The sequence below is a fragment of the Rubricella aquisinus genome (assembly GCF_014199445.1).
Lineage (GTDB): Bacteria > Pseudomonadota > Alphaproteobacteria > Rhodobacterales > Rhodobacteraceae > Rubricella > Rubricella aquisinus.
This window is the reverse complement of record NZ_JACIJS010000006.1, coordinates 80,652-103,483: the sequence shown is the minus strand read 5'-3', so window position 1 is coordinate 103,483 and position 22,832 is coordinate 80,652. Positions and strand designations below refer to the sequence as shown.

Sequence of the window (22,832 nt, the reverse complement as noted above, 5' to 3'; positions counted from 1 at the left end):
CTGCTCGTGCGCCGTCGTGTTACGCGGCTTTATGTTTTTGGTAGGCGTCGAGCGCCCGCTCGCGCCCGGCTTTCAAATCAACCATCCGTTCGGGATATGGATCAGCCGGGGTCATATTCCAGCTACGGGGCACGGCCTCGAAAAGTTTCAACGCATCCGCCTCTTTCGAGCCGCCATAGCCCGCAATGAAGCGGCGGCGATAGGTGCGTTTGGGATCAAACTTCTCTGCCTGCGTCTCGGGATTGAAGATACGAAAATAGGGGGAGGCATCCGGGCCGCTGCCCGCCGCCCATTGCCAGCCCATCGCATTGGAGGCCGGATCCCAGTCGATCAGGCATTCCTCGAACCACTTTTGCCCCACCCGCCAATGGGTCATCAGATGTTTGGTCAGGTAACTCGCGACCAGCATCCGCACCCGGTTGTGCATGGTGCCGGTGATATACATCTGCCGCATCCCGGCATCGACCATCGGCTCCCCGGTCAGGCCGCGCCGCCAGCGCTCCGCGTCGTCATTATCGTCGCGCCACGGAAAGCTCTGCCATTCCGGGCGCCAGCTTTCGTCGGTGATATGCGGCGTATGATGGATGAGGTGCCACGCGAAATCACGCCAAACAAGCTCCTTGAGGAAGGTCTCCGCCCCCGGTTTGCCCTCCTCCCGGGCGCGCAGGGCGGCGTGCCACACGGCGCGGATGCCAATCTCCCCGTAGGTGAGGTTTTCCGACAGGCCCGATGTGCCCCCCTGATCCGTGCGGTCGCGCGCGCTGGCGTATTCGGTGATCCCGTGCGACAGGAACGCGCCAAGCCGCCCCTGCGCCTCCTGCTCCCCCACAATCGCAAATTCCGCGACGACGGACGCCCCCCGGCGCATGTCCTTGCCCAAACCCAGATCGGAAATCTTAAGGCTGTCAGGCCAGTTCTGCGGGTTTGGGATGGATTTTGGCGCGGGCAGCGGCGCGTCCATATCGAGTTGCGCCATCGCCTTCCAATAGGGTGTGTAGACCTTATAGAACCCGCCGGTTTTCGTCTCCACCGTCCATGGCTCGCGCAAGAGGTGGCCCGGGTGAGACTGCGCCGTGATGCCCATCTCCTTCAGACTGGATTTCACGGCGGTGTCACGCGCCTTTGACACCGGATCATAGAGCCGGGACCAATGCACGGCCCGCGCGCCGGTCTGCTCTACCAGATCACGCAACACCTGTGCCGCCGCCCCCCGGCGAACGATCAGGCGGCTGCCTTTGTCTTTCAGAGTTTTTTCAAACGAAACAAGGGATTGTTCCAATCGCCAGCGCGGCGCGGCACCCAGTGCTTCGGTCTCTGGATCAAGGACGAAAACGGGGATGACTGCGCCTGCCCCCACGGCCGCGGTCAAGGCCGGATGATCGGAAAGCCGCAAATCGCGGCGGAGCCATAGAAGGCTGGGCGTCTCTGAATCTGTCATCTAAACCTGACACTACGTCCTATCTCTGTAAAAAGAAATACGGGATACAGGCCCGATCGGATCACGTCGGGGGTCAGGTTTTGTTAAGAAACTTCAAAAAACCTACAACACGTCCTCAAGGGCGGCGATCAGGCGGGTGACCTCCTCTTGCGTGGTGTAATGGGTGAAGCTGACGCGCAACACGCCATGTTCCGGGTCTATGCCCAAAGCCTCCAGAAGCCGCACGGCATAGAAATCCCCGCCCGCGGCCATCATCCCGCGCGGGGCAAGGTCCTTGGCCAGGTCCACGCCCGGCCGCTCCGCCAGAATGGCGACCGTTGGCGCGCGGCGGGCCGCATCCGCCGGACCAATAAGGCGCGCGCGGGGATGGGCCACAACGAAATCGAGCAAGGGTTGCAAAATCTCGCGCTCATGGGCCTGCATCAGGCGTGTGACGATCCGCGCCCGCTCCGCCGCCGGGGCGTCCTCATTGTGGTGATGGGCGTAGAGCACATCGACATAATCGGCCATGCCTGCCGACGCGGCGACTTGCGCGTGATCCGGCCCCGCGGGCGTGAAACGTTTGCGCGGATCGGCGGCGTTGAAATAATGCCCCTGATTGGGCAGCATCGCGGCCAGTGGCTGACGAATGACCATCAGACCCTGATGCGGCCCGAACGTCTTGTAGCTGGAAAAGAGGTAGATATCCGCCCCCAGCGCGCGCACATCCGGGAACCCGTGCGGCACATAGCTGACCCCATCGACACAGGCGACAGCACCCGCCTCCTGAATGATTTGGCACCATTCGGCCACCGGATTGACCTCTGCCACGATGTTGGAACAATGGGGAAAGGCCACGACGCGCACATTGCTGTCGAGCAGCTTTTTCAACCCGTCCACATGCAGGCTGCCGGTTTCGGGGTCAACATGCCATTCGCGGACCTCGATCCCCTCCTCCGCCAATCGCCGCCATGGGCCGGAATTGGCCTCGTGATCCTGATTGGTCACGATGATCGCATCGCCCGGTTGCATCATCTGCGCAAATGCCCGGGCCAGAACATAGGTGTTTTGGGTCGTGGACGGGCCAAAGGACAATTCGTCCACCTCCACATTCAGGAGCGCTGCAAGGCGTTTGCCCGCCTCGTCCATCTCCAGCCCCGCACGGGTCGATGCGTCATAGGGGGCGTAGGGCTGCACCTTGCGCTGGGTATAGAACCTGTTGAGCCTGTGCACGACCTGTTTGCAGGTAAACGAGCCGCCCGCATTCTCAAAAAACGCTTGCCCCACAAGGCTGGGTTCGGCGAAGGCCGGGAATTGGTCCCGCACGAAATCCACGTCTAATCTGGTCATTTGTCGCTCCCCACAGACAAAGTCACGGCCCGGTCGTTGCCGGGCCGTGATAGTGTTGTCAAAACTGCCCGCAGCTTACAAGCTGCGCCCGTGCCTAAGCTTTGCTTTTCAGGATACGGCTTTCATCCAGCAGCCCGCGATAAATCGCATAGCACATCAACAGCAGCACAATCGTGAATGGCAAGCCCGTCGAAATGACCATGGCTTGCAAGGCAGCCAATCCACCGCCCAACAGAAGCACGATGGCAACCGCACCTTCAAAGGTGCACCAAAATACCCGCTGCGGCATCGGCGCGTCGATCTTGCCACCCGCCGTGATCGTGTCGATGACAAGCGAGCCGGAATCGGAGCTGGTTACGAAGAACACGATCACAAGGATCACACCAATCGTCGACGTGATGGCAGACAGTGGCAGCCCTTCAAGCATCGCAAAGAGCGAAATCGGTGGGTTGTAGCTGTCAATCACTTGCGCCTTGACGGCAGAACCAGCCGGATCGTTGATCACCTGCTCAATCGCGGCACCACCGAAGGTTGCCATCCACAGGATGCAAACGAGCGACGGGATCAACAGAACACAAATGATGAATTCCCGCACAGTCCGGCCACGGCTAACCCGCGCGATGAACATGCCCACAAACGGCGACCATGAAATCCACCAGGCCCAGTAAAAGGCCGTCCAACCTTGCAGATAGCCGGTATCTTCGCGCCCAACCGGGTTCGACAGCGGAAGGATGTTTTGCGCATAAGCACCGATCCCACCGATGAAGTCACCCAGAATTCCTGTGATACCTGCGGCAAACATCACGAACAGCAAGAGCCCCGTCGCGATCAGCATGTTGATCTCCGACAGCACCTTTACCCCGCCATCAAGACCCCGCATCACCGATACAAGCGCAATTGCCGTGATGCCGGAAATCAGCAGAACCTGCACGGTCGTATTGTTGGGAATACCATAGACATACTCCAGACCAGCATTGGCCTGCTGCGCACCGAAGCCGAGCGAAGTGGCAAGGCCAAACAGCGTCGCAAACACCGCAAGCGTATCAATGACATGTCCTGTCCAGCCCCAAACCCGCTCCCCAAAGATCGGGTAGAACGCCGAACGGATCGTGAGTGGCAGCCCTTTGTTGTAGGTGAACAAAGCCAAAGCCAGCGCCACCACTGCGTAGATCGCCCATGGATGCAGACCCCAATGGTAGATTGTCGCGGCAAGCGCCATGCTGCGCGCGGCTTCCACATTTTCAGGGATCAGGGTGCCATCCTCGGCAAAGGGGCGGACAACACCCAACGGCTGATCCCCCCAAGGTGTGCCGAAGTAATAGACCGGCTCAAGCACACCAAAGAACATAAGCCCAATGCCCATGCCGGCAGCAAACAGCATCGCGAACCAACCCGGATAGCTGTAATCCGGCGCCGCGTCCGATCCGCCCAACCGCACACGCCCCAAAGGCGAGACAATCAGAAAGAGGCAAAACAACACAAAGATGTTCGCCGCTCCCAAAAAGAACCAGTCAAAGCTGCTGGTCAGCGTCGGACGCAGCCAGCCAAAAAGATCAGCCGCATGTTGCGGCAATGCCAACGCGTAGAACACAAAGGCCACGATAGAGACGCCCGAGATCAAAAAGACCGGGTTATGAATGTCAAAGCCGAAGGGGCCAACAGAGCTTTCGATATTGTTCTGGCCCACCTCGTATTCTGTTTCGATGGTATGTGAATGACCATCGGGATCTGGAATACCCTGATTTACCGTTTCATCGGTCATGTGGTCTCCTTATTGATGTTGTTTTTTGTCAGTATCAATCCTCGCGTGAAGGTATCTGCTGCGCGACGGATGACCTTTAGGTCCGTCAAGGACAGAGTGATCATGGCTCCCCTTTTCGCCACGCTGTTATGTCGCGCGGTTACGCCAAATTTCCGGGTTCTTCGCAAAACAAAACCCGCAGGAAGGCTAACACGCCTCACCTACTGGTTTAACTCAGTTGCGATGTAGTATGTTCCATTTACGACAAATAAATGTCGCAAATGGAAGCTTTAGCCGTTGACGTCGACCACGACGCGACCCTTGACCTGCCCTTTCAGGATGGCCCGGCCCAGATCAGGCAGGTCGCCAAGGTTGGCGGGTTGGATCATCTCTTCGAGCTTGTTCATCGGCAGGTCAGAGCCAATCCGGCGCCATGCGCGCACCCGGTTGTCATAGGGTTGCATCACGCTGTCGATGCCCAGAAGGTTCACGCCGCGCAACAGGAACGGGATCACGGTCGCAGGCAACCCGGCACCACCAGCAAGGCCCACAGCCGCGACCGAGCCGCCGTATTTCACTTGGCCCAGAACCCGCGCAAGCATCGCGCCGCCGACGGCATCAATGCAGCCAGCCCATGTCTCAGCCTCAAGGGGGCGTTTCACGGTCTCATTGATTTCTTCGCGCGCGACGATCTGGGTGGCCCCGAGGGATTTGAGGTAATCCGCCGTCTCTGGCCGCCCCGTGACCCCGGCAACCTCATATCCCAGATGCGCGAGGATTGCGGTCGCGACCGACCCCACACCGCCCGCAGCGCCCGTGACCAGGACCGGCCCTTGACCCGGCATCAGCCCATGATCTTCCAGCGCCATCACCGCCAGCATCGCGGTAAAACCCGCTGTGCCCACGGCCATCGCCTGTTTCGTGGTGATGCCTTCTGGCAGGGGCACCAGAAAATCGGCAGGCACCCGCGCCTTTTGCGCATAGCCGCCCCAGCGATTTTCACCCATGCGCCAGCCGGTCACGACCACCTTGTCGCCCGGTTTGTAGCGGTCATCCTCGGATGTTTCGACCGTGCCGGAAAAGTCGATGCCCGGCACATGCGGATAATTGCGGACAAGCCCGCCACCCGGCCCGATGCACAGGCCATCCTTATAATTCACGGTCGAATATTCGACCGCGACCACCACGTCGCCCTCCGGCAACTGATCAAGCGTGATCTGCTCTACACCTGCGTGGGTCTTGCCCTCGTCATCCTTGGTGACAACCAATGCGTTAAAGCTCATTTCACTCTCTCCTCAATACCAGAATTTTTCATGCACACTGGCCTGTCGTGCCCCATCCGGGGTTTCGACGACCACGCGGGCGCCTTCGTCCCAATGATCCATCCGCACCATGCCAATGGCGACATTGGTCTTGTGGTCCGGGGACCAAGTGGCGGATGTGATCTGCCCCACCTTACGCCCGTTGACCGTCACTGGCCACGGGGCGGTACAGGGCGGCACCGCGCTGCCTTCGATGGCAATGGCGCGGATCTGCCGGATCGGGCCTTCCTTTGCGACGCGCAACAGCGCATCCCGCCCCACGCAGCCAATCGCCGTCTGAGTGTTGCAGAACTTGCCAAGGCCACATTCGTGGGGCGTGTTGTCCCGCGTCATGTCATTGCCATAGCTGAGTAAGCCGCCCTCGATCCGCTCGATCAGGTTGGGACAGCCCGCGCGCACATCCAGATCGCGGCCCGCCTCCATCAGCGCGTTCCACAGCGGCATCCCGTTCTGATGCCCCTCGACATAGATCTCAAACCCGCCTTGCCGGGAATAGCCGGACCGGGCGACGGCAAATGTGTTGCCCTCAAAATCGAACCAGCCAAAGCGGAAGAAGCGCAGATTTGTGACGTCATGGCCAAACACACGCTCCATCAGCGCATCCGCCTGTGGCCCCTGCACTGCCAGTGGCGACACGTCCGGCTCATCGACCAGCACATCCAGCCGGTAGCCAAACGCGATGCCCTTGACCCAGAACAACAGGTCACTGTCGGCGATGGAAATCCAATACCGGTCCTCGCTGATTTTCAGCGCCACCGGATCGTTCAACATCCCGCCCGTCTCATCGACGATGGGCACATAATAGCACTGCCCCGGCATCATCCCGCGCAGATCGCGCGGCGTGAGCATCTGCATCAGACGCCCCGCATCAGGGCCGCGCAATTCCACCTGCCGTTCGCAGGCCACGTCCCAGACCTGCACCGCGGTTTTCAGGTGGTGATAGTCCTCCTCCACACTGCGAAACACAGTGGGAAGGAGCATGTGGTTGTAGATGGTGTATCCCTTGACCCCAGCCGCCTCGACACCGTCGGAGAACGGCGTGCGCCGCAACCGGCGCGAGACGGACAGAAGCGGGCTCACTTGGAGCCTCCCCAGTCAATCGCGCAGATTTCTGCCGACAGACCACCGAAATCCCACACGCGGCCATAATCCCGCACCTTGGATTTCAGCCCCTTCGCGGCGATGATGTCCGGCCCCATCCAATAGGTGGAGTTCGACACCATAACCGGATGATCGGGGGATTTGCCGTCGATCATTTCGATCTCCCCCCGGATTTTCTTGCCGATGTGAAGGCCACGGCGCTTGCCGTCGCGGATGATTTCGACCTTTTCACGCTCGGCGCCCATGATCTCGGACACGAGCATTGTGAACAGGCCCGTCGTGCCGCCCGCGGCGCCGGAGAAGATCGCCAAAAGGCCGTTATAGGCCGCATCGCTCGCGCGCTCATCGACATAGGCGCCGACGCGCCAGTTGCCCTCTCCCATCCGGCCCGGAATATCGACCAGAAGGCCCACATTGAGGCCCGATAGGCTCTCACCCTCGTAATGCCCCTCATCAATCGCGATGGCCATCCACGCGTGGCAATGCCCCTCGGTCGGCGGGTGCGCGCCAAGGCTGACCACGCAGGGACAGAACACGGTGCAGGAGCAGTTGAGAAACAGCTCCCCCTTGATCGCCCAATCGGCGGGCGTGACCTCCCGCCGGGGCGGGGCCAATGGATTAGACATGTCGTTCCTCCCTTATACGAAGGGCAATGCGACACCACCAAGGATCAGCATGACCCCCATGGGGCGCACCACCCGGTGCCCGATTTCGGGCAGTTTTTCCAAAATCATGAACAGCGTGGCGAGACCCATCCACAAGAGGCTCATCACCCCGCCGACAAAGCCCAGCGCCATAAAACCCCAGCAGCAGCCGACGCAATACACACCCAGCCCAAGTCCCATGCGCAGCCCACCCCGCGCGCCACCGCGCCAGTGGCCCAGAAAATAGGTCATCGGGGCGTGGCACACGCCATGGCACACATCCTTGGCGCGGCTGAACTGGAACAGGCCCACGACGATCAGGAGGGCTGCCGCGAACCAGCGCGACGCTGCGATACCAAGCGCATCAACAATGCCAAACGCCGTCAGCGCGACCTGCACCAGCGCGATCAGGGCCGCAAACCCGACCCAGATGATGAAATAGCCCGCAAGCACGCCAAACCATCCGCCCCGCGACCCTGCCCCGGCGCGGATCGTGTCATCATAGGTGCGCAGGGTCGGCACCATCGTCGGCAGCATCATCGCCGCCATCATGATGGCCCACATCGGGAACAACGCGCCAAAGGTGGTCATCGGCATCATGTTCATGCCCACGGGCCGCCCGATCACGTCCACTCCCGACATCCGCGCCATCATGAACAGCACGGCCCAAGCCGCGAGGATCGCGGCAAAGAAGCTCAGCCAGCCAAGGGCGCGAAGCGCGGGGAATTGTTTGATCGCCGTCATGACACCTATCCGCAAAATCTGGCGCGACCGTCCACCACGCGGAAGGCATTTGTCAAATGATAAATTGTCTGACATATTACTTTTATGGATTACAAATCACTCTCTACCGAGCCTCTGCCCGTTCAGATTGCCCGCACCATTCGGGAGGCCATCCTGACCGGTCAGCTTGGCGCGGATGACCGATTGCCGAGCGAGGCGGAACTGTCCGCACGCTTTGACGTGTCCCGCCCCACGGTGCGCGAGGCGCTCAAACGGCTCGCCGCGCAAAAACTCATTCGGACGGAGCGGGGGGCGGCAGGCGGTGCCTTTGTCCATCGGATCAGTTGGGAGGAGGCAGGCCGCGATATGGCGAGCGACGCGACCCTTCTGATCTCCCTTCATGACATTGATTTTGACACGGCTTGCGAGGCGCGTTTCGCGCTGGAACACTCCGCCCTGCCCTTGGCCTGTGCGCGGCGGCAAGAGGGGCATCTGACCCGGATGGCGGCAGAACTCGACCGGCAGCGGATGAAAGGGCTGTCGGATGAAGCGTTCTGCGCGTCGGACGTAGCGTTTCACCGCGCGCTTGTGGATGCGGCGGGCAATCCTTTGTTGTCATGGCAACTCGCCGGGGCGGTGGAAGGAATGCAACCCTTGATGAACATGGTGACCTACACCGCGCGCGACCGGGCAGAGGTCATCGCCCTGCACCAGCGCATCGCGGATGCGGTCGCTGCACAAAACGCGGATGATGCGGCGGCAGCCCTGTCAGCCCTTGCCGCCTATACCCAAGCACTCGGGCAAAGCGCGCGCGCCAAGCGGCGGGCCTGACGGGAGACCCGAGCGGACTGCGCCGCCCGGGTCGCGCTCGCCGCGCGGGCGAGGTATTTCTGGAAAAAAGAAACGCAAAAGGCGCACCCGGTTTGGATGCGCCTTTCATTTTGGTATGGGGCGTGGATTACATGCCCGAATGCTTTTCGATCAGCATCCGCGCATCGTCCAGCATCGCCTGACCGGGCAGCCCGCGGCCATCCATCTCCGCGACCCAGGCGGTAATGACCGGGCCTGCAACCTCGCGCCAGCGGGCGGTTTCGGCCTCATCAAGTTCGATGATCGTGTTGCCATTGGCCACCGTCGTTTCACGGCCCGGAACATCGCCGATATCCATCGCGCGCCCGGCCCAGCCAGATGTCTCCAGGCCCGCATTCGCGTCGATCACCGCTTTCAGGTCATCAGGCAGCGCGTTGTAGCTGTCCCAATTCATCGCCCAGACAAAGAAGGTGTTATAGAGCGAGCGGTCGCCGCCGATCTCCGTATGGCTATCGGCCAATTCGTGCACCTTGAGCGAGGGCACGATTTCCCACGGGATCACGCCGCCATCAACAACGCCCTTCGACAATTGCTCGGGAAAGGCCGGGACAGGCATCCCGATAGGGCTAACACCCATCGCCGCCAGAAGCGCATTGGCCTGACGGGACGGGCCACGCAGTTTCAGGCCGTCCATATCCTCCAGCCGCTCCACCGTGCGGCCCCGGGTGTGGATCACCCCCTCACCATGCACATGCACGGCGAGGACTTTCACATCCGCGAATTCCTCCTGCATATATTTGAGGTAGAATTCGTAAGCCGCGCGCGACGTGTCCTCGGCACTTTTGGAACTCACGAAAGGCAACTCGAACACTTCGGAGCTGGGGAAGCGGCCCGGCGTGTAGGCGGGCAGGAACCAGCCCCCATCAATCACCCCATCGGCGATCTGCTGGTACAAGGCGGGCGGCGCGCCACCAAGCTGCATCGCGGGATAAAGCTCAAAGTCGATGCGCCCAGAACTTTCTTCTTCGATCTTGGCCCCCCACGGGATCATGAAATTCTTCGGCACCGCGCTGGCATTCGAGATGAAATGCTGGAAGCGCAGGGTCACGTCCTGTGCCGTTGCAGCTCCCATCGTCAGCACGGTGGCGACGGATGCCACAAGTGCCGTTTTCAGAAACGATTTCATATGTGTCCTCCCTGACAACATTAGGCGGTGACGGTGCAACCTTGCCCCGCAGCCGTCAAGGGGGATGCGATCAGATGTATGGCGAGAGCCAGCCCAAACCGGCCTCCACGCTTTCTCCTTGAGGGCGATATTCCGCACCAAGGGGCGCGGCATAACCCAGCGCATCGAGATGGGCGAAGATATGGGGATAGTGCACCTCCCCCCTATCCGGCTCTCCCCGCGCGGGGACAGAGGCAAACTGGATATGCCCGATGATCGGCATCAGCGCCTCCAGCCGCCGGGTCAAATCCCCCTCGACGATTTGCAAATGGTAGCAATCAAACATCAGCTTGAGGTTCGGGGCAGCGATGTCTGCGATGATGTCCGCGGCCTGCGCGCTGGTGCTGAGGAAATAGCCCGGTGCGTCATAAGGATTGAGCGGCTCGATCAGGATGGTCATGCCATGCTCAGCGGCCCTATCCGTGGCATAGCGCAGATTGGAAATGAACGTGTCATGCGCGGCCCGCCCAGCGGCAAACCCGGCCATGACATGCGCAGCCCCTGCCCCAATATCCGCCCCATAGAAGATCGCCTGATCAATCGCCGCGCGCGCCGCGTCCGCCCGCCCCGGCAAGGCGGAGAGGCCATTCTCCCCCGGATTGCCGCGCACTGTGTTCAGCCCCAGCATCGGCAGGCCCGTATCAGAGAGAGCTGCGGCCACATCAGCGGCAGGGGTGTCATAGGGCCAATGGCATTCGACCGCCTGAAACCCCGCCGCATGGGCCGCGCGGATGGCGTCGGGCAAGGGGCGGTCGGTCCACAAAAAACCCAGATTGGCGGAAAAGCGCGGCATGTCAGTCCTCCCATTCCACGCCAAAGGTCTGTACCAATTGGCGGATTTGCGCGTCCCCAAGCGTGCGCGCGCCCATGCCGCGCGTCATCAAAGTAAGTTTCGCCGTTTCTTCCAATTCTTCCATGGCGTAGCACGCGGCCTCCACATCCTTGCCCGCCACGACAGGTCCGTGATGGGCCAGCACCACCGCGCTGCGTTTGCCCGCGAGCCCGCGCACGGCCTCCCCCATCGCGGGATCACCGGGCATGAAATAGGGCAGCATCTTCACCTTCCCCAATTTCATCACACCATAGGCCGTGAGGGGGGGCAGCATGTCGTCAGGATCGGTGTCCGGCAGCAGGGACAGGGCGGTTGCGTGACACGAATGCAGATGCACCACGGCGCCCGTCGCTCGAGTATCATAGAACGCCTGATGGAGCGGCATCTCCTTCGTCGGTTTGTCGCCGCCGATATGCGCGCCACCTGCGTCGAACAGGGACAATCGCGCGGGATCAAGCCGCCCGAAACAGCTTCCCGTTGGGGTGACAAGCAGGCGGCCATCATCGAGCCGGGCAGAGATATTGCCGGAGGAGCCCATGGTCAGGCCCCGGTCGAACATGGATTTGGCAAGCAGGCAAATCTGCTCTCTCAGATCGGCTTCATGGCTCATGGCGCGTCCAGTTTCCGCAAGGCGGTGGCAAAGAAATCCTCGGCCCCGAAATTTCCTGATTTCAAGGCAAGTGCGATGTCCTGCCCATCCGATTGGCAATAGGTCCAGGGCACGCCGGGCGCGATTTCCGCGCCGATCTCAAGCCGGGAGACGCCCAGCGCGCTGGTCACAGCGCCCGATGTCTCACCGCCCGCGACGACAAACCGGCGCACGCCCTGATCGCGCGCGTCAAGCGCCAGTTGCGCGAGTGCGGCCTCCACGACCTCCCCCGCCCGTGCGACGCCAAGCTGCGCCTGCGCGCGGCGCACCTCCTCCGGCTCAGCCGTGGCATAGAGGATTTTGGGGGCCTCCGGGACCTGTTGGGCAAGCCAGTCGCGCGCGGCCCCCGGCCCCTCCCCCGCCAAAACCAACGGATCGAGCCGGTAGGCCGCAGCATCCTTGGCGTAGGCCGCGACTTGCGCGCGCGTCATCGCGGAACAACTGCCCGACAACGCGATCAGGCCCGGCCCGATCACCGGGGGCGCAGTCGCCTCCGCCGTGGCATCAAGAAGGCCCGCCGTGCGGTAGAGCTCGGGCAAAGGCATCGCCACGGCACTGCCGCCGGTGAGAAGCTGCATGTGATAACAGGCGGCGGCAATCGCGTCCAAATCGGTTTGCGCGACTGCATCCACGATCACATGCGCCACCCCCTGCCCGGCAAGATCGGCAAGGCGCGCGGAAAGTGCTCCGCCCGCGACCGCCTGACGATTGGCCAACCCCACGGGCCGCGTCACCTGTGGCGTCAGGAGCCGCATCAGATTGCTGTCCCGCATCGGGGTCAGCGGGTGATCCTTCATCGGGCTTTCATGCAAAGGCTGCTCCCCGACAAACAGATTGCCCATATAAATGCTGCGCCCGTTTTCGGGAAAGGCCGGGCAATAGATCGTCTGATCCGTGCCAAGATCGGCCATCAAAGCCTCTGCCACGGGGCCGATATTGCCCTGCGCCGTGCTGTCGAAGGTCGAGCAATATTTCCAGAAGAACCGCGCCGCCCCACCCTGCCTGAGCCATGCGAGCGCGGCACGACACTCCGCCACCGCCTGCTCCACAGGGGCGGTGCGCGATTTCAGCGCGATCACCTCAAAGGGGGCGCAGGCGTCGGGCTGCGGCGGGGCATCGGGCACCCCGATGCGCAATGAGACCGGGACACCGCTGCGCGTAAGAAGCCCCGCAAGGTCGGTTGCCCCGGTAAAATCATCTGCGATGCAGCCCAACACGATGGTCATGACGCCCCCTTGCTTGTCTTGATCGTCCCTACTTCGTCGGCACTTTAACAACGCCCGCGCGGCAGACACACGCGAAAACCGCAAAATTGGTCCGGGATTCCGACCAGTTTTGTTTGTCGCGTGCTGAACCCGCGCGCAAACCACCGCAAAAATGCACAGATTCAGGGCAGAGGCAGGCCGCCCGCACTGGACAGGCGCGGTTTTCATTGTGGGGCTGGCGGGATTGCTGTTGTTTTGTCTAATCTCCCCCTTGGCCCCACGCCATCCGGGGGAGCGCTTATCACTTCAGGAGACCAGGGAATGTTTCAACGAACCATCACTGCGGCTGCCACGACGCTGGTGCTGACCGGCGCTGCGGCTGCTCAGACAGAATTGCCATTCGCGCTCGATTGGCGCTTTGAGGGGCCGTCCGCGCCCTATTTCCTCGCCATCGACAACGGCATCTTCGCCGCGGCAGGGCTTGAGGTGGAGATTGCGGAAGGCCGCGGCTCCCTCGATGCGATCCCGAAGGTCGCGACCGGGGCGTTCCCAGTGGGATTCGCCGATATCAACTCGCTGATGCGGTTTCTCGATCAGAACCCCGGCGCGCCGGTCACCGCTGTCATGATGATCTATGACAAGCCGCCCTTCGCGGTTGTGGGCCGCAAGAGCCAGGGCGTATCCGTTCCCGCCGATCTGGAAGGCCGCGTGCTCGGTGCCCCGCCGCCTGATGGTGCATGGGCGCAGTTCCCGATCTTTGCTGCCGAAAACAACCTCAACATCGAAAACATCACGGTCGAGCCTGTGGGCTTCCCAACGCGGGAGCCGATGCTGGCCGAAGGTCAGGTGGACGCGGTGACGGGCTTCTCGTTCTCCTCCACGCTGAACCTCAAGCGGCTTGGCGTGCCGGCCGACGACATTTCCGTCATTCTGATGGCGGATGAAGGGGTTGAGCTTTACGGCAACGCGATCATCGCCAATACCGATTTCGTGGACGCCAGCCCGGAGGCATTGACCGCCTTCCTTGGTGCGATTGCCGAAGGATGGAAACAGGCGATTGCCGATCCGGGTGCTGCGGTGGACGCGCTGTTGGAGCGGAACCCGGCTGCCGACAAGGCGCTGGAGGTCGAGCGCCTGCAAATGGCTATCGACGCGAACGTGTTGACCGACTATGTCGCCGCAAATGGCATTGGCGGCATCGACCCGACCCGGATGGCCAACGCGATTGAACAGACCAAATCGGTCTATGAGTTCAACAGCGAACCTGACGCGTCTGTTTTCTTCACCGATGCCTATCTGCCCCCGGCAGAAGCACGGATGTTGAAGTAACCCAAACCCGGCGCGGGCGGTGATCTGCCCGCGCCACCCCTGAACACAAGCGGGCCCCCATGGACAACCTTATCGACATCAAAGGCGTCAGCCACGCCTATCAAACCGCCGCTGGCCCGCTTCCGGTGCTGGATGGGCTTAACATGGCTGTGCCTGAGGGTGAGTTTTGTGCTGTGGTCGGCCCGTCGGGCTGCGGGAAATCCACGCTGACCCGGCTGGTTGCTGGATTGATGAAGCCTGACACGGGGGAGGTTTGGCTGCATGGCGAGTTGGTCAAATCCCCGCGCAAAACAGTCGGCATGGCGTTCCAGAACCCGGTGCTTTTGGAATGGCGCACGATCCTGCAAAACGTGATCCTGCCGCTAGAGATCGTCGCGCCCTCCATGCCCAAGGCACAGAAAGAGGCGCGGGCGCATGAATTGCTCGATCTTGTGGGCCTCAACGGCTTTGCCAACAAGCGCCCGTCGGAATTGTCGGGCGGGATGCGCCAGCGTGCGTCGCTGTGCCGGTCCATCGTGCATAAACCCGATGTGCTGATCATGGATGAACCCTTTGGCGCGCTTGATGCCTTCACGCGGGAGGATCTGTGGCAGACCATGCGCGATCTGCGGGCGCAGGAGCCGTTTACCGCCGTCCTCATCACCCATGATCTGCGCGAAAGCGTCTTTCTGGGTGATCAGGTGATCGTCATGTCGGGCCGCCCCGCCCATGCGCAATACACGCTCAAGGTCGATCTGCCAGCCGACCGCACGATCGAGAGCCTTTATACCCCCGAAGCGACAGAGATGCTGCACATCCTGCGCGAACAGATCCAGATCGCCCAAGGGCGCGCGCCGGAGGTGCACTGACATGCTGCGCAAGATCGCTGTCCCGACGATTGCCATCCTGATCTTCCTCGGTCTGTGGGAATTGCTGGTCTATGTGAATGGCTGGCCGAATTACAAAATGGCCTCCCCCTCGGACCTGCCGCCCGCCTATGGCCGCTATAGCCATCTGTTTATCGAAATGGGCTGGCAGACCCTGTGGCGGACGGTGGCCGGATTGCTGCTCGCGGTGCTGGTGGGCACGTTTATCGGCATGTTGATGGGCTTTTCCCAGATCATGCGCGATGCGCTTTATCCCCTACTTGTCGGATTCAACGCGATCCCGAAGGCAACACTGGTGCCGGTGATTTCGCTGATTTTCATTGGCGCGCATGATTTTAACACGATCCTCATGGCCTTCATGATCTCCTTCTTTCCGATTGCGGTCTCCGTCGGGATTGGCCTTTCGACGTTGGAGCCGGAATATCGCGACATCCTGCGCAGCCTTGGCGCGTCCAAGGTCACGATCTTTCTCAAGATCGCGCTGCCCAAGACCCTGCCGGAGTTTTTCGGTGCGCTGAAGGTATCGGTCACGCTGGCCTTTATCGGTACCAATCTTGTTGAGATCATCTCCCCCCATCAGCGCGGGCTTGGCGCGCTTTTCAAATCGGGGGAGACGAACGGAGATTATCCGCTGATGTTTGCGGTGCTGATCGCGCTCGCCGTGCTGGGCATTCTTCTATATTACGCGGTGGTTCTGTTGGAAAAGATCTTTGCCGGTTGGGCGGAGCGCCCGGCGAGCTAAGCCTAGGCAAGCGTGAATGCGCGCGGCATACTGCGCGCCATGGCACGCGGCGGCATCACCTCTTACCTGCCCAAGGGGCTGGGCGGCATTGTGGCCGCGTCACTGGCGCTTGCCATTGTGCTCAGCGTCATCGTGCATCCGCGGGTGGAGCGGATGGTCATCACCCAATCCGGCGCCCGGGCGGAAGCGACGCTGCGGCTTGCCTTTGAGGGCCTGCAAGGGGCTTTGCGCCAATACGCGCCCCTTCCCGCGCTGGTCGCGGAACGCCCGCTCCTTACGCAGGTGCTAAAAGACCCGGACAATGATGGGCTGTTGCCCTTCGTGAACGAACAGTTGCGCCAGACGGCGCTGCGGCTCGATGCGTCGGATGTGTATCTGATGGACATGACCGGGCTCACAATCGCGGCCAGCAATTACCGCACCGACCGTCCGTTTATCGGCCAGCGGTTCGATTATCGCCCCTATTTCACCCAAGCGCGCGACGGCGGGCTGGGCCGGTTTGCCGCCCTTGGCACCACATCGGGGGAGCGGGGTTATTTCTTTGCCTCCCCGGTTCTGGACAACACCCGGATCATCGGGGTGCTTGCCATCAAAATCTCTCTTGAGCGGTTTGAGGAGGCATGGCGCGGCGGCACCGACACTATCATCGTGAGCGATCTTTATGACATCGTGTTCATGTCGAACCGAGTGGATTGGCATTTTCGCGCCCTCTCTCCGCTGACGTCCGACAGCATGGCGGAGATTGAGGCGACCCGGCAATATCCGCTCGACCGGATCACGCCGCTTGCGCGCGAAGTCGCGCCGTTCAGCGACGATTTCCAGCTTGTGACGCTGGGCGATGCTGGAGAGCATATCGCGTCCTCCACCCGCCTGTTTGACGCGGGCTGGACGGTCACTGTGCTGACACCAACGGGGCCTGCGCGCACGCAAGCGCTCGCCATTGTGGCGATCATGGTGCTGGTGATCCTGTTTCTTGGGACCATCGGGGCGATCTACCAGCAGCGCCGCGCGCGCCTGCGCGAACGGTTCGAGGCCCAGCGCGCCACGCAAGAATTGCTTGAGGCGCGGGTGGCGGAGCGGACAGTGGACCTCAACATTGCAAACCGCCAGTTGCAGCAGGAAGTCGAGGACCGCACCGCCGCCGAAACACGCCTGCGCAAGACGCAAGCCGAACTGGTACAGGCCGGAAAGCTCGCAGCACTCGGTCAGATGTCAGCCGCGTTGTCGCATGAATTCAACCAGCCACTTGCCGCCGTGAAATCCTATGCCGAGAACGCCGCGACCTTTCTGGACCGTGGGCGCGCGGCGGATGCGCGCGAGAATATCAGCCGCATTTCCATGATGGCCGACCGGATGGCGAGCATTTCCAAACATCTGCGCAATTTCGCCCGCCGCCCGCAGGAAAAGATCGGGCCAATCCCGCTTTTGCCAGTGGTGCAGGATGCCATTGATCTGATGCGGCCCCGCCTCGCCACGGCGCGCGCGGTGCTCGATTACGCCGCGCCCCGTGACGATATCTGGGTGATGGGCGGGCGCGTGCGCCTGCAACAGGTGATTGTGAACCTGCTGACCAACGCGCTCGACGCGATGGAGACATCGGATGCGCCCCGGATCGAACTTTCCGTCGTCACAACCGCGCCGGGCTGGCAAGTGCAGGTCCGCGATTTTGGGACCGGTGTGACGGAGGACACGCTGGCGCAGGTGTTCGATCCGTTCTTTACCACCAAAAGCCCGGGAAAAGGGCTGGGGCTTGGCCTGTCGATCTCCTACAACATCATCAAGGATTTCGGCGGCAGCCTGTCGGCCCATAACCACGCCGAACAAGGCGCGGTTTTCGTGATCGACCTGATGGCCGCCAGCCCGCACCAGAAAGAAGAGGTCGCCGCAGAATGAGCCGCGAAACCATCCTGTTCGTCGATGATGAAGAACACCTGCGCCTTGCCGCGATCCAGTCTTTGGAACTGGAGGACATGCATGTCACGGCTTTCTCCGACGCGGAGAAGGCGCTGGCGCGGGTCGCGCGCGATTTTCCCGGTATTCTTGTCACCGATATTCGGATGCCGGGCATGGATGGGCTTGAGTTGATGCGCCGCGCGCTGGAGATCGACCCCGAATTTCCGGTAATCCTCGTGACCGGGCATGGCGATATCGAATTGGCCGTGCAGTCCATGCGCGACGGGGCCTATGACTTTCTGGAAAAGCCCTACGCACCCGCCCGGCTGGTGGAAACGGTGCGCCGTGCGCAGGACAAGCGGCGGCTCACGATTGAAAACCGCGCGTTGCGCTCTCAGGTCGGTGGGCGCGACGCGATAGAGGCGCGCCTGACGGGCCGCAGCCCGGTCATGGTGCGCCTGCGCCAGACCCTGCGCACCATCGCAGAGACGGAGGCCGACGTGCTCATTGTCGGCGAGACCGGCACCGGGAAGGAGGTCGCCGCGCGCGCACTGCACCGGGCCTCCCCCCGCTCTGACGCGCCCTTTGTTCATATCAACTGCGCCGCCCTGCCCGCTGATCTGATCGAAAGCGAGTTGTTTGGCCATGAGGCGGGCGCGTTTGCGGGTGCGACGCGGGCGCGTTATGGCAAATTTGAGCATGCACGGCGCGGCACCGTCTTTCTGGATGAGATCGAGAGTATGCCGCTGCCGCTTCAGGCGAAACTGTTGCACGCTATCCAGAACCGCTCCATCACGCGGCTTGGCTCGAATGATCCGATCGCGCTGGATGTGCGGTTCATCGCGGCGAGCAAGCGCGATCTGGTCGCCGCCGCGGCGGAGGGGCATTTCCGCTCTGACCTCCTTTACCGGCTCAATGTCGTCACCCTGACCCTGCCGACCCTTGCCGAACGGCCCGAGGACGTGCCGCGCCTTTTCGTGCACCTCGTGCAGGAAGCCGCCGCGCGCTACAAACGGCCCGCGCCGGATGTGCCGGGCGCGATCCTTGATGCGGTTGCGGCACGGCCATGGCCCGGCAATGTGCGCGAGTTGCGCAATGCCGCCGACCGTTTCGCGCTTGGCCTTGACCTTGATATCGGGGAGGCGTCGACCAGCAGCAGCCAAACCCTTGCCGAGCAGGTCGCCGCCCATGAGAAGGCGCTAATCGCCGCGAGCCTCCTTGCCCATGGCGGTAGCCTCAAGGAAACCTACGAATCGCTCGGTCTGTCGCGCAAGGCGCTCTATGAGAAAATGCAGAAATACGGTTTGAGCCGGGACGCATTCGCGGAATAGCGCCCCCCGCCCCGCGCATGGGTCGGTTTCGACACATGGCAGAGGGGGGCTTGTGCCGAAAACGGGACAGCACCCCCACCAAAGCCGGGTTTTTTCCATCTGGTGACGTTGCGTCGCTTGATATGGCGGTGATCCAGTGCAGTTTGTCCCCATGCACAGTTAGACGTGCTGTGCCCTGCGAGGTGACTTGCAGGGTCAAAAGGCCGGGCGCCCTTAAAACCGGGGGCAGATAAATCCGGCGCAAACAGGAGGAATGAGAGAATGAAAGCTGTTTTCATGATGACGGCTGCGGCCACCCTCGTGGGCACCACCGCATTTGCGGGTGGCCATGTGGATCGGACCGGCTGGCCGGAGAGCTTCACCGTTGGCACCGCATCCCAAGGCGGCACCTATTTCGCATATGGCTCCGGCTGGGCGAACCTTGTCGCGGATGAGCTGGGTGTGTCCGGCGGCGGCGAAGTCACCGGCGGCCCGATGCAGAACATGGCGCTCGTGCACACTGGCGACGCGGCGTTCGGCATGACCACGATGGGCCCTGCACGCGAAAGCTATGACGGCACCAACCCGATCGCACCCGGCCTTCAGATGACGAATGCCTGCGCGATGTTCCCGATGTACCAGACCCCGTTCTCCGTGACGGCGCTGTCCTCCTCGGGCATCACGTCGATCAGCGAAATCCCGGATGGCGCGCGCATCGGCTTTGGCCCTGCTGGCTCCACCTCTGACACCTACTTCCCGCGTATGATGGAAGAGCTTGGCGTCAATTTCGAGCGTCGCAATGGTGGCTGGTCTGACCTTGGTGGTCAGCTTCAGGATGGTTTGCTGGACGTGATCGCCTTCGCCGCTGGCGTTCCGGTTCCGGCCGTGTCCCAGCTTGAGGTGCAGACCGATGTGAACATCATCGAATTCACCGAAGAAGAGCAGGCCGCGATTATGGCAGCCTTCCCGGTGGCAGCGTTCAACATCGCGGCAGACACCTACACCACGCTGGAAGCGCCGGCACGGTCCGTGTCCATGTGGAACTTCGCGATTGCGAATTGCGACCTGCCCGAAAGCTTCGTCTATGAAGCGACCAAGGTCGTGATGTCCGACAACGAGCGTATGGTGAACATCCACCGTGCCGCCCGCTCCACCCTGCCGGAGAACTGGGACAAGAACACCTTCATGCCGTGGCACCCTGGTGCCGCAAAGTGGTTCAACGAGAATGGTGCCTCCATTCCCGCAGATATGATCCATTCCGGCATGTAATCCAGATCACTTGATCTGAGCCAAGACAGGGGGCCGCGTTTCGTTGTAAAGTGAAACGCGGCCCTTTTTGAAACAGACTTCGCCCGGCACCAAGACCGGGTCCGCCCCGGAGGGACATCCATGACCGAGAAAGCGCAAACAGACGAGGACATCATCCTCGCCGAAGGCGTCGATGAAGAACCCGTAGAGAGCAATCGCCGCCTGTTTGAAGGCAATAGCGCGCTCCTGATCGCCGCCCTGTCCACCTTTTATGCGATGTTCCACATGGCAGCGCTCAATGGCGTCTCCATTGAGAGCATGACCGGGATCGAAATCCCGCTTCTCCCGCAATTCCCGATGGAGACGTGGAATTTCCGCATCGTGCACGTCGCCGGTGCGCTGGCGCTCGGCTTTTTGATGTTCGGCGGTCGCGGCTTTGCCGATACGAGAGAGGCTGAAACACCGCTTCTTGGATATATTGGCCTTGCCCTTCTGGCGCCTGCGCTGATGTCGCTTGGCATGGCGTTCTCCTTCGCGGTGGAGATCCAAAATGGCCTGATGTGGAACGGTATCGACGCCCGCATCAGAACCAATGAGACATGGTATTTCGGCCTTCCGCTGATGATCGCCACGGTGGGCGGGATCGTGCTGTCATGGTTTCATAAGCGCACGCGGGGCGGATTTGCGGCCCCCGATATGGTGCTGATGATCTGCGGATTTGCGGTCGCGACCTATCTCATTACGATCTACGGCACGCTGATGCGCAACTCCACCGGGACGCCCTTTGCCCCGATCGGCATGTCGATTGCCGCGGTGGCAGGCACGCTCTTGATCATGGAGATGACACGCCGCGTCGCCGGTCTGGCGCTCGTGGTGATTGCTACTGTGTTCTTGTGCTATGTGTTCTTGGGCCAATACCTGCCGGGCTTTCTGAATTCGCCCGCGATCACATGGCAGCGGTTCTTCTCCCAAGTCTATACCGATGCGGGCATCCTTGGGCCGACCACGGCGGTGTCCTCGACCTATATCATCCTCTTTATCATCTTTGCCGCCTTCCTTCAGGCGTCCAAGGTGGGGGATTATTTCGTGAACTTCGCCTTTGCGGCGGCAGGCCGTGCGCGCGGTGGCCCGGCCAAGGTCGCCATCTTTGCCTCTGGCCTGATGGGGATGATCAACGGCACTTCGGCGGGCAACGTGGTGGCCACTGGCTCCCTCACCATCCCGTTGATGAAGAAGGTCGGCTATCACAAGAAGACCGCCGGCGCGGTTGAGGCTGCGGCCTCCACCGGGGGTCAGATCATGCCGCCGATCATGGGGGCTGGTGCCTTCATCATGGCGGAGATCACGGGCATTCCATATACGGAGATCGCGATTGCCGCGATCATCCCCGCGATCCTCTATTTCGTGTCGATCTACTTCATGGTGGATTTCGAGGCGGCCAAGCTCGGTATGCGCGGGATGCGTGAGGACGAGTTGCCGAAATTCCGCAAAATGGTGAAGCAGGTCTATCTGTTCATCCCGATCATTATCCTGATCTGGGCGCTGTTTGCCGGATATTCGGTGATCCGTGCGGGCACATATGCGACGGCGGCAGCGGCGGTCGTAAGCTGGCTGACACCCTATAAGATGGGCTGGCGGAGCATCCTTCAGGCTTTCGATATCGCGGGCAAAATGTCGATCCAGATCATCGCGGTCTGTGCCTGTGCTGGCATCATCGTGGGCGTTATCTCCCTCACCGGGGTGGGTGCGCGCTTCTCCAACCTGCTGTTGGGCCTTGCCGGTGTGAGCCAGCTTCTGGCGCTGTTCTTTGCCATGTGCATCGCGATCCTTCTGGGGATGGGGATGCCGACCACGGCGGCTTATGCGGTTGCGGCCTCGGTCGTGGCACCAGGCCTGATCGAGTTGGGCATTCCGGCCCTGACGGCGCATTTCTTCGTGTTCTACTTCGCGGTGGTATCCGCGATCACGCCCCCCGTGGCGCTCGCAAGTTATGCGGCAGCGGGGATTTCCGGCTCCAACCCCATGGAGACCTCTGTCGCGTCGTTCAAGATCGGGATCGCCGCCTTCATCGTGCCGTTCATGTTCTTCTACAACTCGGCATTGTTGATGGATGGGGCGTTCTTTGAAGTTGCGCGGGCGCTGGTCACGGCGGTGATCGGTGTGTTCCTGCTCAGCTCTGGTGTGCAGGGCTGGTTTGTGGGGGCGCGGGCCGCGTGGTTCGTGCGTGTGGGGCTTGTGGTGGCCGCCCTCTTCATGATCGCGGGCGGCTTGATGACTGACCTGATCGGGATTGCGGCGACGGCTGGCATCTTCTTTGTGCAAAAGGTGATCCGCCCGGCCCCCGATGCCACGATCAGCGTCGGCACCGCCGACTGACGGCACCGCCCAACCCCCAAGACAAAGACCGGCGCAGGACCATCCTGCG

19 protein-coding genes are annotated in these 22,832 nt (G+C 61.6%); 8 read left to right on the top strand and 11 right to left on the bottom strand.

Annotated elements, in window-relative coordinates; all coding sequences use genetic code 11:
- Positions 1-19 precede the first annotated feature (19 nt).
- The 7 genes from FHS89_RS10790 to FHS89_RS10760 form a co-directional block, all read right to left on the bottom strand.
- The gene (locus tag FHS89_RS10790) at positions 20-1,438 is read right to left on the bottom strand and encodes a cryptochrome/photolyase family protein (protein ID WP_184011506.1); all 1,419 of its coding nucleotides are present in this window, start codon (positions 1,436-1,438) and stop codon (positions 20-22) included.
- Between the two features lie 102 nt (positions 1,439-1,540).
- Positions 1,541-2,767 (bottom strand): aminotransferase class V-fold PLP-dependent enzyme, encoded by a 1,227-nt coding sequence (locus tag FHS89_RS10785; RefSeq protein ID WP_184011504.1) that lies wholly within the window; start codon positions 2,765-2,767, stop codon positions 1,541-1,543.
- Positions 2,768-2,861: 94 nt separating this feature from the next.
- Complete coding sequence (locus tag FHS89_RS10780) at positions 2,862-4,529, bottom strand: BCCT family transporter (protein WP_184011502.1); 1,668 nt, start codon at positions 4,527-4,529, stop codon at positions 2,862-2,864.
- Between the two features lie 269 nt (positions 4,530-4,798).
- Entirely contained in the window at positions 4,799-5,791 is a 993-nt protein-coding gene (acuI, locus tag FHS89_RS10775; RefSeq protein ID WP_184011500.1) for an acryloyl-CoA reductase, read from the bottom strand.
- 12 nt (positions 5,792-5,803) lie between these two features.
- Positions 5,804-6,910 carry a dimethylsulfoniopropionate demethylase gene (locus FHS89_RS10770; RefSeq protein ID WP_184011498.1) on the bottom strand — a complete coding sequence of 369 codons (1,107 nt, stop codon included), beginning with the start codon at positions 6,908-6,910 and terminating at the stop codon, positions 5,804-5,806.
- The gene (locus tag FHS89_RS10765; protein WP_184011496.1) at positions 6,907-7,557 is read right to left on the bottom strand and encodes a DUF1326 domain-containing protein; all 651 of its coding nucleotides are present in this window, start codon (positions 7,555-7,557) and stop codon (positions 6,907-6,909) included. The genes FHS89_RS10770 and FHS89_RS10765 overlap by 4 nt, the downstream gene beginning before the upstream one ends.
- A gap of 12 nt (positions 7,558-7,569) precedes the next feature.
- The gene (locus tag FHS89_RS10760; RefSeq protein WP_184011494.1) at positions 7,570-8,319 is read right to left on the bottom strand and encodes a DUF2182 domain-containing protein; all 750 of its coding nucleotides are present in this window, start codon (positions 8,317-8,319) and stop codon (positions 7,570-7,572) included.
- Between the two features lie 84 nt (positions 8,320-8,403).
- Here FHS89_RS10760 and FHS89_RS10755 point away from each other — a divergent pair, with 84 nt between their 5' ends.
- Positions 8,404-9,129 (top strand): FadR/GntR family transcriptional regulator, encoded by a 726-nt coding sequence (locus FHS89_RS10755; RefSeq protein WP_184011492.1) that lies wholly within the window; start codon positions 8,404-8,406, stop codon positions 9,127-9,129.
- A gap of 127 nt (positions 9,130-9,256) precedes the next feature.
- On the opposite strand, the gene FHS89_RS10750 is transcribed toward FHS89_RS10755, so the two are convergent.
- The 4 genes from FHS89_RS10750 to otnK all read right to left on the bottom strand — a co-directional run bounded on the left by FHS89_RS10750 (position 9,257) and on the right by otnK (position 13,040).
- Entirely contained in the window at positions 9,257-10,294 is a 1,038-nt protein-coding gene (locus FHS89_RS10750; RefSeq protein WP_184011490.1) for a TRAP transporter substrate-binding protein, read from the bottom strand.
- Positions 10,295-10,364: 70 nt separating this feature from the next.
- Positions 10,365-11,126, bottom strand: coding sequence for a hydroxypyruvate isomerase family protein (locus FHS89_RS10745; RefSeq protein ID WP_184011488.1), 762 nt, complete (start codon positions 11,124-11,126; stop codon positions 10,365-10,367).
- Position 11,127: 1 nt separating this feature from the next.
- Positions 11,128-11,775, bottom strand: coding sequence for a 3-oxo-tetronate 4-phosphate decarboxylase (gene otnC / locus FHS89_RS10740; RefSeq protein WP_184011485.1), 648 nt, complete (start codon positions 11,773-11,775; stop codon positions 11,128-11,130).
- Positions 11,772-13,040 carry a 3-oxo-tetronate kinase gene (gene otnK, locus FHS89_RS10735; RefSeq protein ID WP_184011483.1) on the bottom strand — a complete coding sequence of 423 codons (1,269 nt, stop codon included), beginning with the start codon at positions 13,038-13,040 and terminating at the stop codon, positions 11,772-11,774. Before otnK ends, otnC begins: the two co-directional genes overlap by 4 nt.
- A gap of 300 nt (positions 13,041-13,340) precedes the next feature.
- On the opposite strand from otnK, the gene FHS89_RS10730 reads away from it, so the two are divergent.
- The 7 genes from FHS89_RS10730 to FHS89_RS10700 all read left to right on the top strand — a co-directional run bounded on the left by FHS89_RS10730 (position 13,341) and on the right by FHS89_RS10700 (position 22,783).
- The gene (locus FHS89_RS10730; protein ID WP_184011481.1) at positions 13,341-14,348 is read left to right on the top strand and encodes an ABC transporter substrate-binding protein; all 1,008 of its coding nucleotides are present in this window, start codon (positions 13,341-13,343) and stop codon (positions 14,346-14,348) included.
- A 59-nt stretch (positions 14,349-14,407) separates the two neighbouring features.
- Complete coding sequence (locus tag FHS89_RS10725; RefSeq protein ID WP_184011479.1) at positions 14,408-15,196, top strand: ABC transporter ATP-binding protein; 789 nt, start codon at positions 14,408-14,410, stop codon at positions 15,194-15,196.
- A gap of 1 nt (position 15,197) precedes the next feature.
- The gene (locus FHS89_RS10720) at positions 15,198-15,956 is read left to right on the top strand and encodes an ABC transporter permease (RefSeq protein ID WP_184011477.1); all 759 of its coding nucleotides are present in this window, start codon (positions 15,198-15,200) and stop codon (positions 15,954-15,956) included.
- Between the two features lie 39 nt (positions 15,957-15,995).
- On the top strand, positions 15,996-17,849 hold the full coding sequence (locus tag FHS89_RS10715; RefSeq protein ID WP_184011475.1) for a sensor histidine kinase: 1,854 nt from the start codon (positions 15,996-15,998) through the stop codon (positions 17,847-17,849).
- A complete protein-coding gene (locus tag FHS89_RS10710; protein ID WP_184011474.1) occupies positions 17,846-19,180 on the top strand; it encodes a sigma-54-dependent transcriptional regulator in 1,335 nt (444 codons plus the stop codon). Before FHS89_RS10715 ends, FHS89_RS10710 begins: the two co-directional genes overlap by 4 nt.
- A 261-nt stretch (positions 19,181-19,441) precedes the next feature.
- Positions 19,442-20,428 carry a TAXI family TRAP transporter solute-binding subunit gene (locus tag FHS89_RS10705; protein ID WP_184011472.1) on the top strand — a complete coding sequence of 329 codons (987 nt, stop codon included), beginning with the start codon at positions 19,442-19,444 and terminating at the stop codon, positions 20,426-20,428.
- 120 nt (positions 20,429-20,548) lie between these two features.
- Positions 20,549-22,783: a TRAP transporter permease gene (locus FHS89_RS10700; RefSeq protein WP_184011470.1), complete on the top strand. Its 2,235-nt coding sequence runs from the start codon at positions 20,549-20,551 to the stop codon at positions 22,781-22,783.
- The last annotated feature ends 49 nt before the right edge of the window (positions 22,784-22,832 follow it).

What these genes read in the sequence shown, in the direction of transcription:
- FHS89_RS10790 (WP_184011506.1), bottom strand. Translation starts at nt 1,438, where the DNA reads ATGACAGATTCAGAGACGCCCAGCCTTCTATGGCTCCGCCGCGATTTG.
- FHS89_RS10785 (WP_184011504.1), bottom strand. Translation starts at nt 2,767, where the DNA reads ATGACCAGATTAGACGTGGATTTCGTGCGGGACCAATTCCCGGCCTTC.
- FHS89_RS10780 (WP_184011502.1), bottom strand. Translation starts at nt 4,529, where the DNA reads ATGACCGATGAAACGGTAAATCAGGGTATTCCAGATCCCGATGGTCAT.
- acuI (WP_184011500.1), bottom strand. Translation starts at nt 5,791, where the DNA reads ATGAGCTTTAACGCATTGGTTGTCACCAAGGATGACGAGGGCAAGACC.
- FHS89_RS10765 (WP_184011496.1), bottom strand. Translation starts at nt 7,557, where the DNA reads ATGTCTAATCCATTGGCCCCGCCCCGGCGGGAGGTCACGCCCGCCGAT.
- FHS89_RS10760 (WP_184011494.1), bottom strand. Translation starts at nt 8,319, where the DNA reads ATGACGGCGATCAAACAATTCCCCGCGCTTCGCGCCCTTGGCTGGCTG.
- FHS89_RS10755 (WP_184011492.1), top strand. Translation starts at nt 8,404, where the DNA reads ATGGATTACAAATCACTCTCTACCGAGCCTCTGCCCGTTCAGATTGCC.
- FHS89_RS10750 (WP_184011490.1), bottom strand. Translation starts at nt 10,294, where the DNA reads ATGAAATCGTTTCTGAAAACGGCACTTGTGGCATCCGTCGCCACCGTG.
- FHS89_RS10745 (WP_184011488.1), bottom strand. Translation starts at nt 11,126, where the DNA reads ATGCCGCGCTTTTCCGCCAATCTGGGTTTTTTGTGGACCGACCGCCCC.
- otnC (WP_184011485.1), bottom strand. Translation starts at nt 11,775, where the DNA reads ATGAGCCATGAAGCCGATCTGAGAGAGCAGATTTGCCTGCTTGCCAAA.
- otnK (WP_184011483.1), bottom strand. Translation starts at nt 13,040, where the DNA reads ATGACCATCGTGTTGGGCTGCATCGCAGATGATTTTACCGGGGCAACC.
- FHS89_RS10730 (WP_184011481.1), top strand. Translation starts at nt 13,341, where the DNA reads ATGTTTCAACGAACCATCACTGCGGCTGCCACGACGCTGGTGCTGACC.
- FHS89_RS10725 (WP_184011479.1), top strand. Translation starts at nt 14,408, where the DNA reads ATGGACAACCTTATCGACATCAAAGGCGTCAGCCACGCCTATCAAACC.
- FHS89_RS10720 (WP_184011477.1), top strand. Translation starts at nt 15,198, where the DNA reads ATGCTGCGCAAGATCGCTGTCCCGACGATTGCCATCCTGATCTTCCTC.
- FHS89_RS10715 (WP_184011475.1), top strand. Translation starts at nt 15,996, where the DNA reads ATGGCACGCGGCGGCATCACCTCTTACCTGCCCAAGGGGCTGGGCGGC.
- FHS89_RS10710 (WP_184011474.1), top strand. Translation starts at nt 17,846, where the DNA reads ATGAGCCGCGAAACCATCCTGTTCGTCGATGATGAAGAACACCTGCGC.
- FHS89_RS10705 (WP_184011472.1), top strand. Translation starts at nt 19,442, where the DNA reads ATGAAAGCTGTTTTCATGATGACGGCTGCGGCCACCCTCGTGGGCACC.
- FHS89_RS10700 (WP_184011470.1), top strand. Translation starts at nt 20,549, where the DNA reads ATGACCGAGAAAGCGCAAACAGACGAGGACATCATCCTCGCCGAAGGC.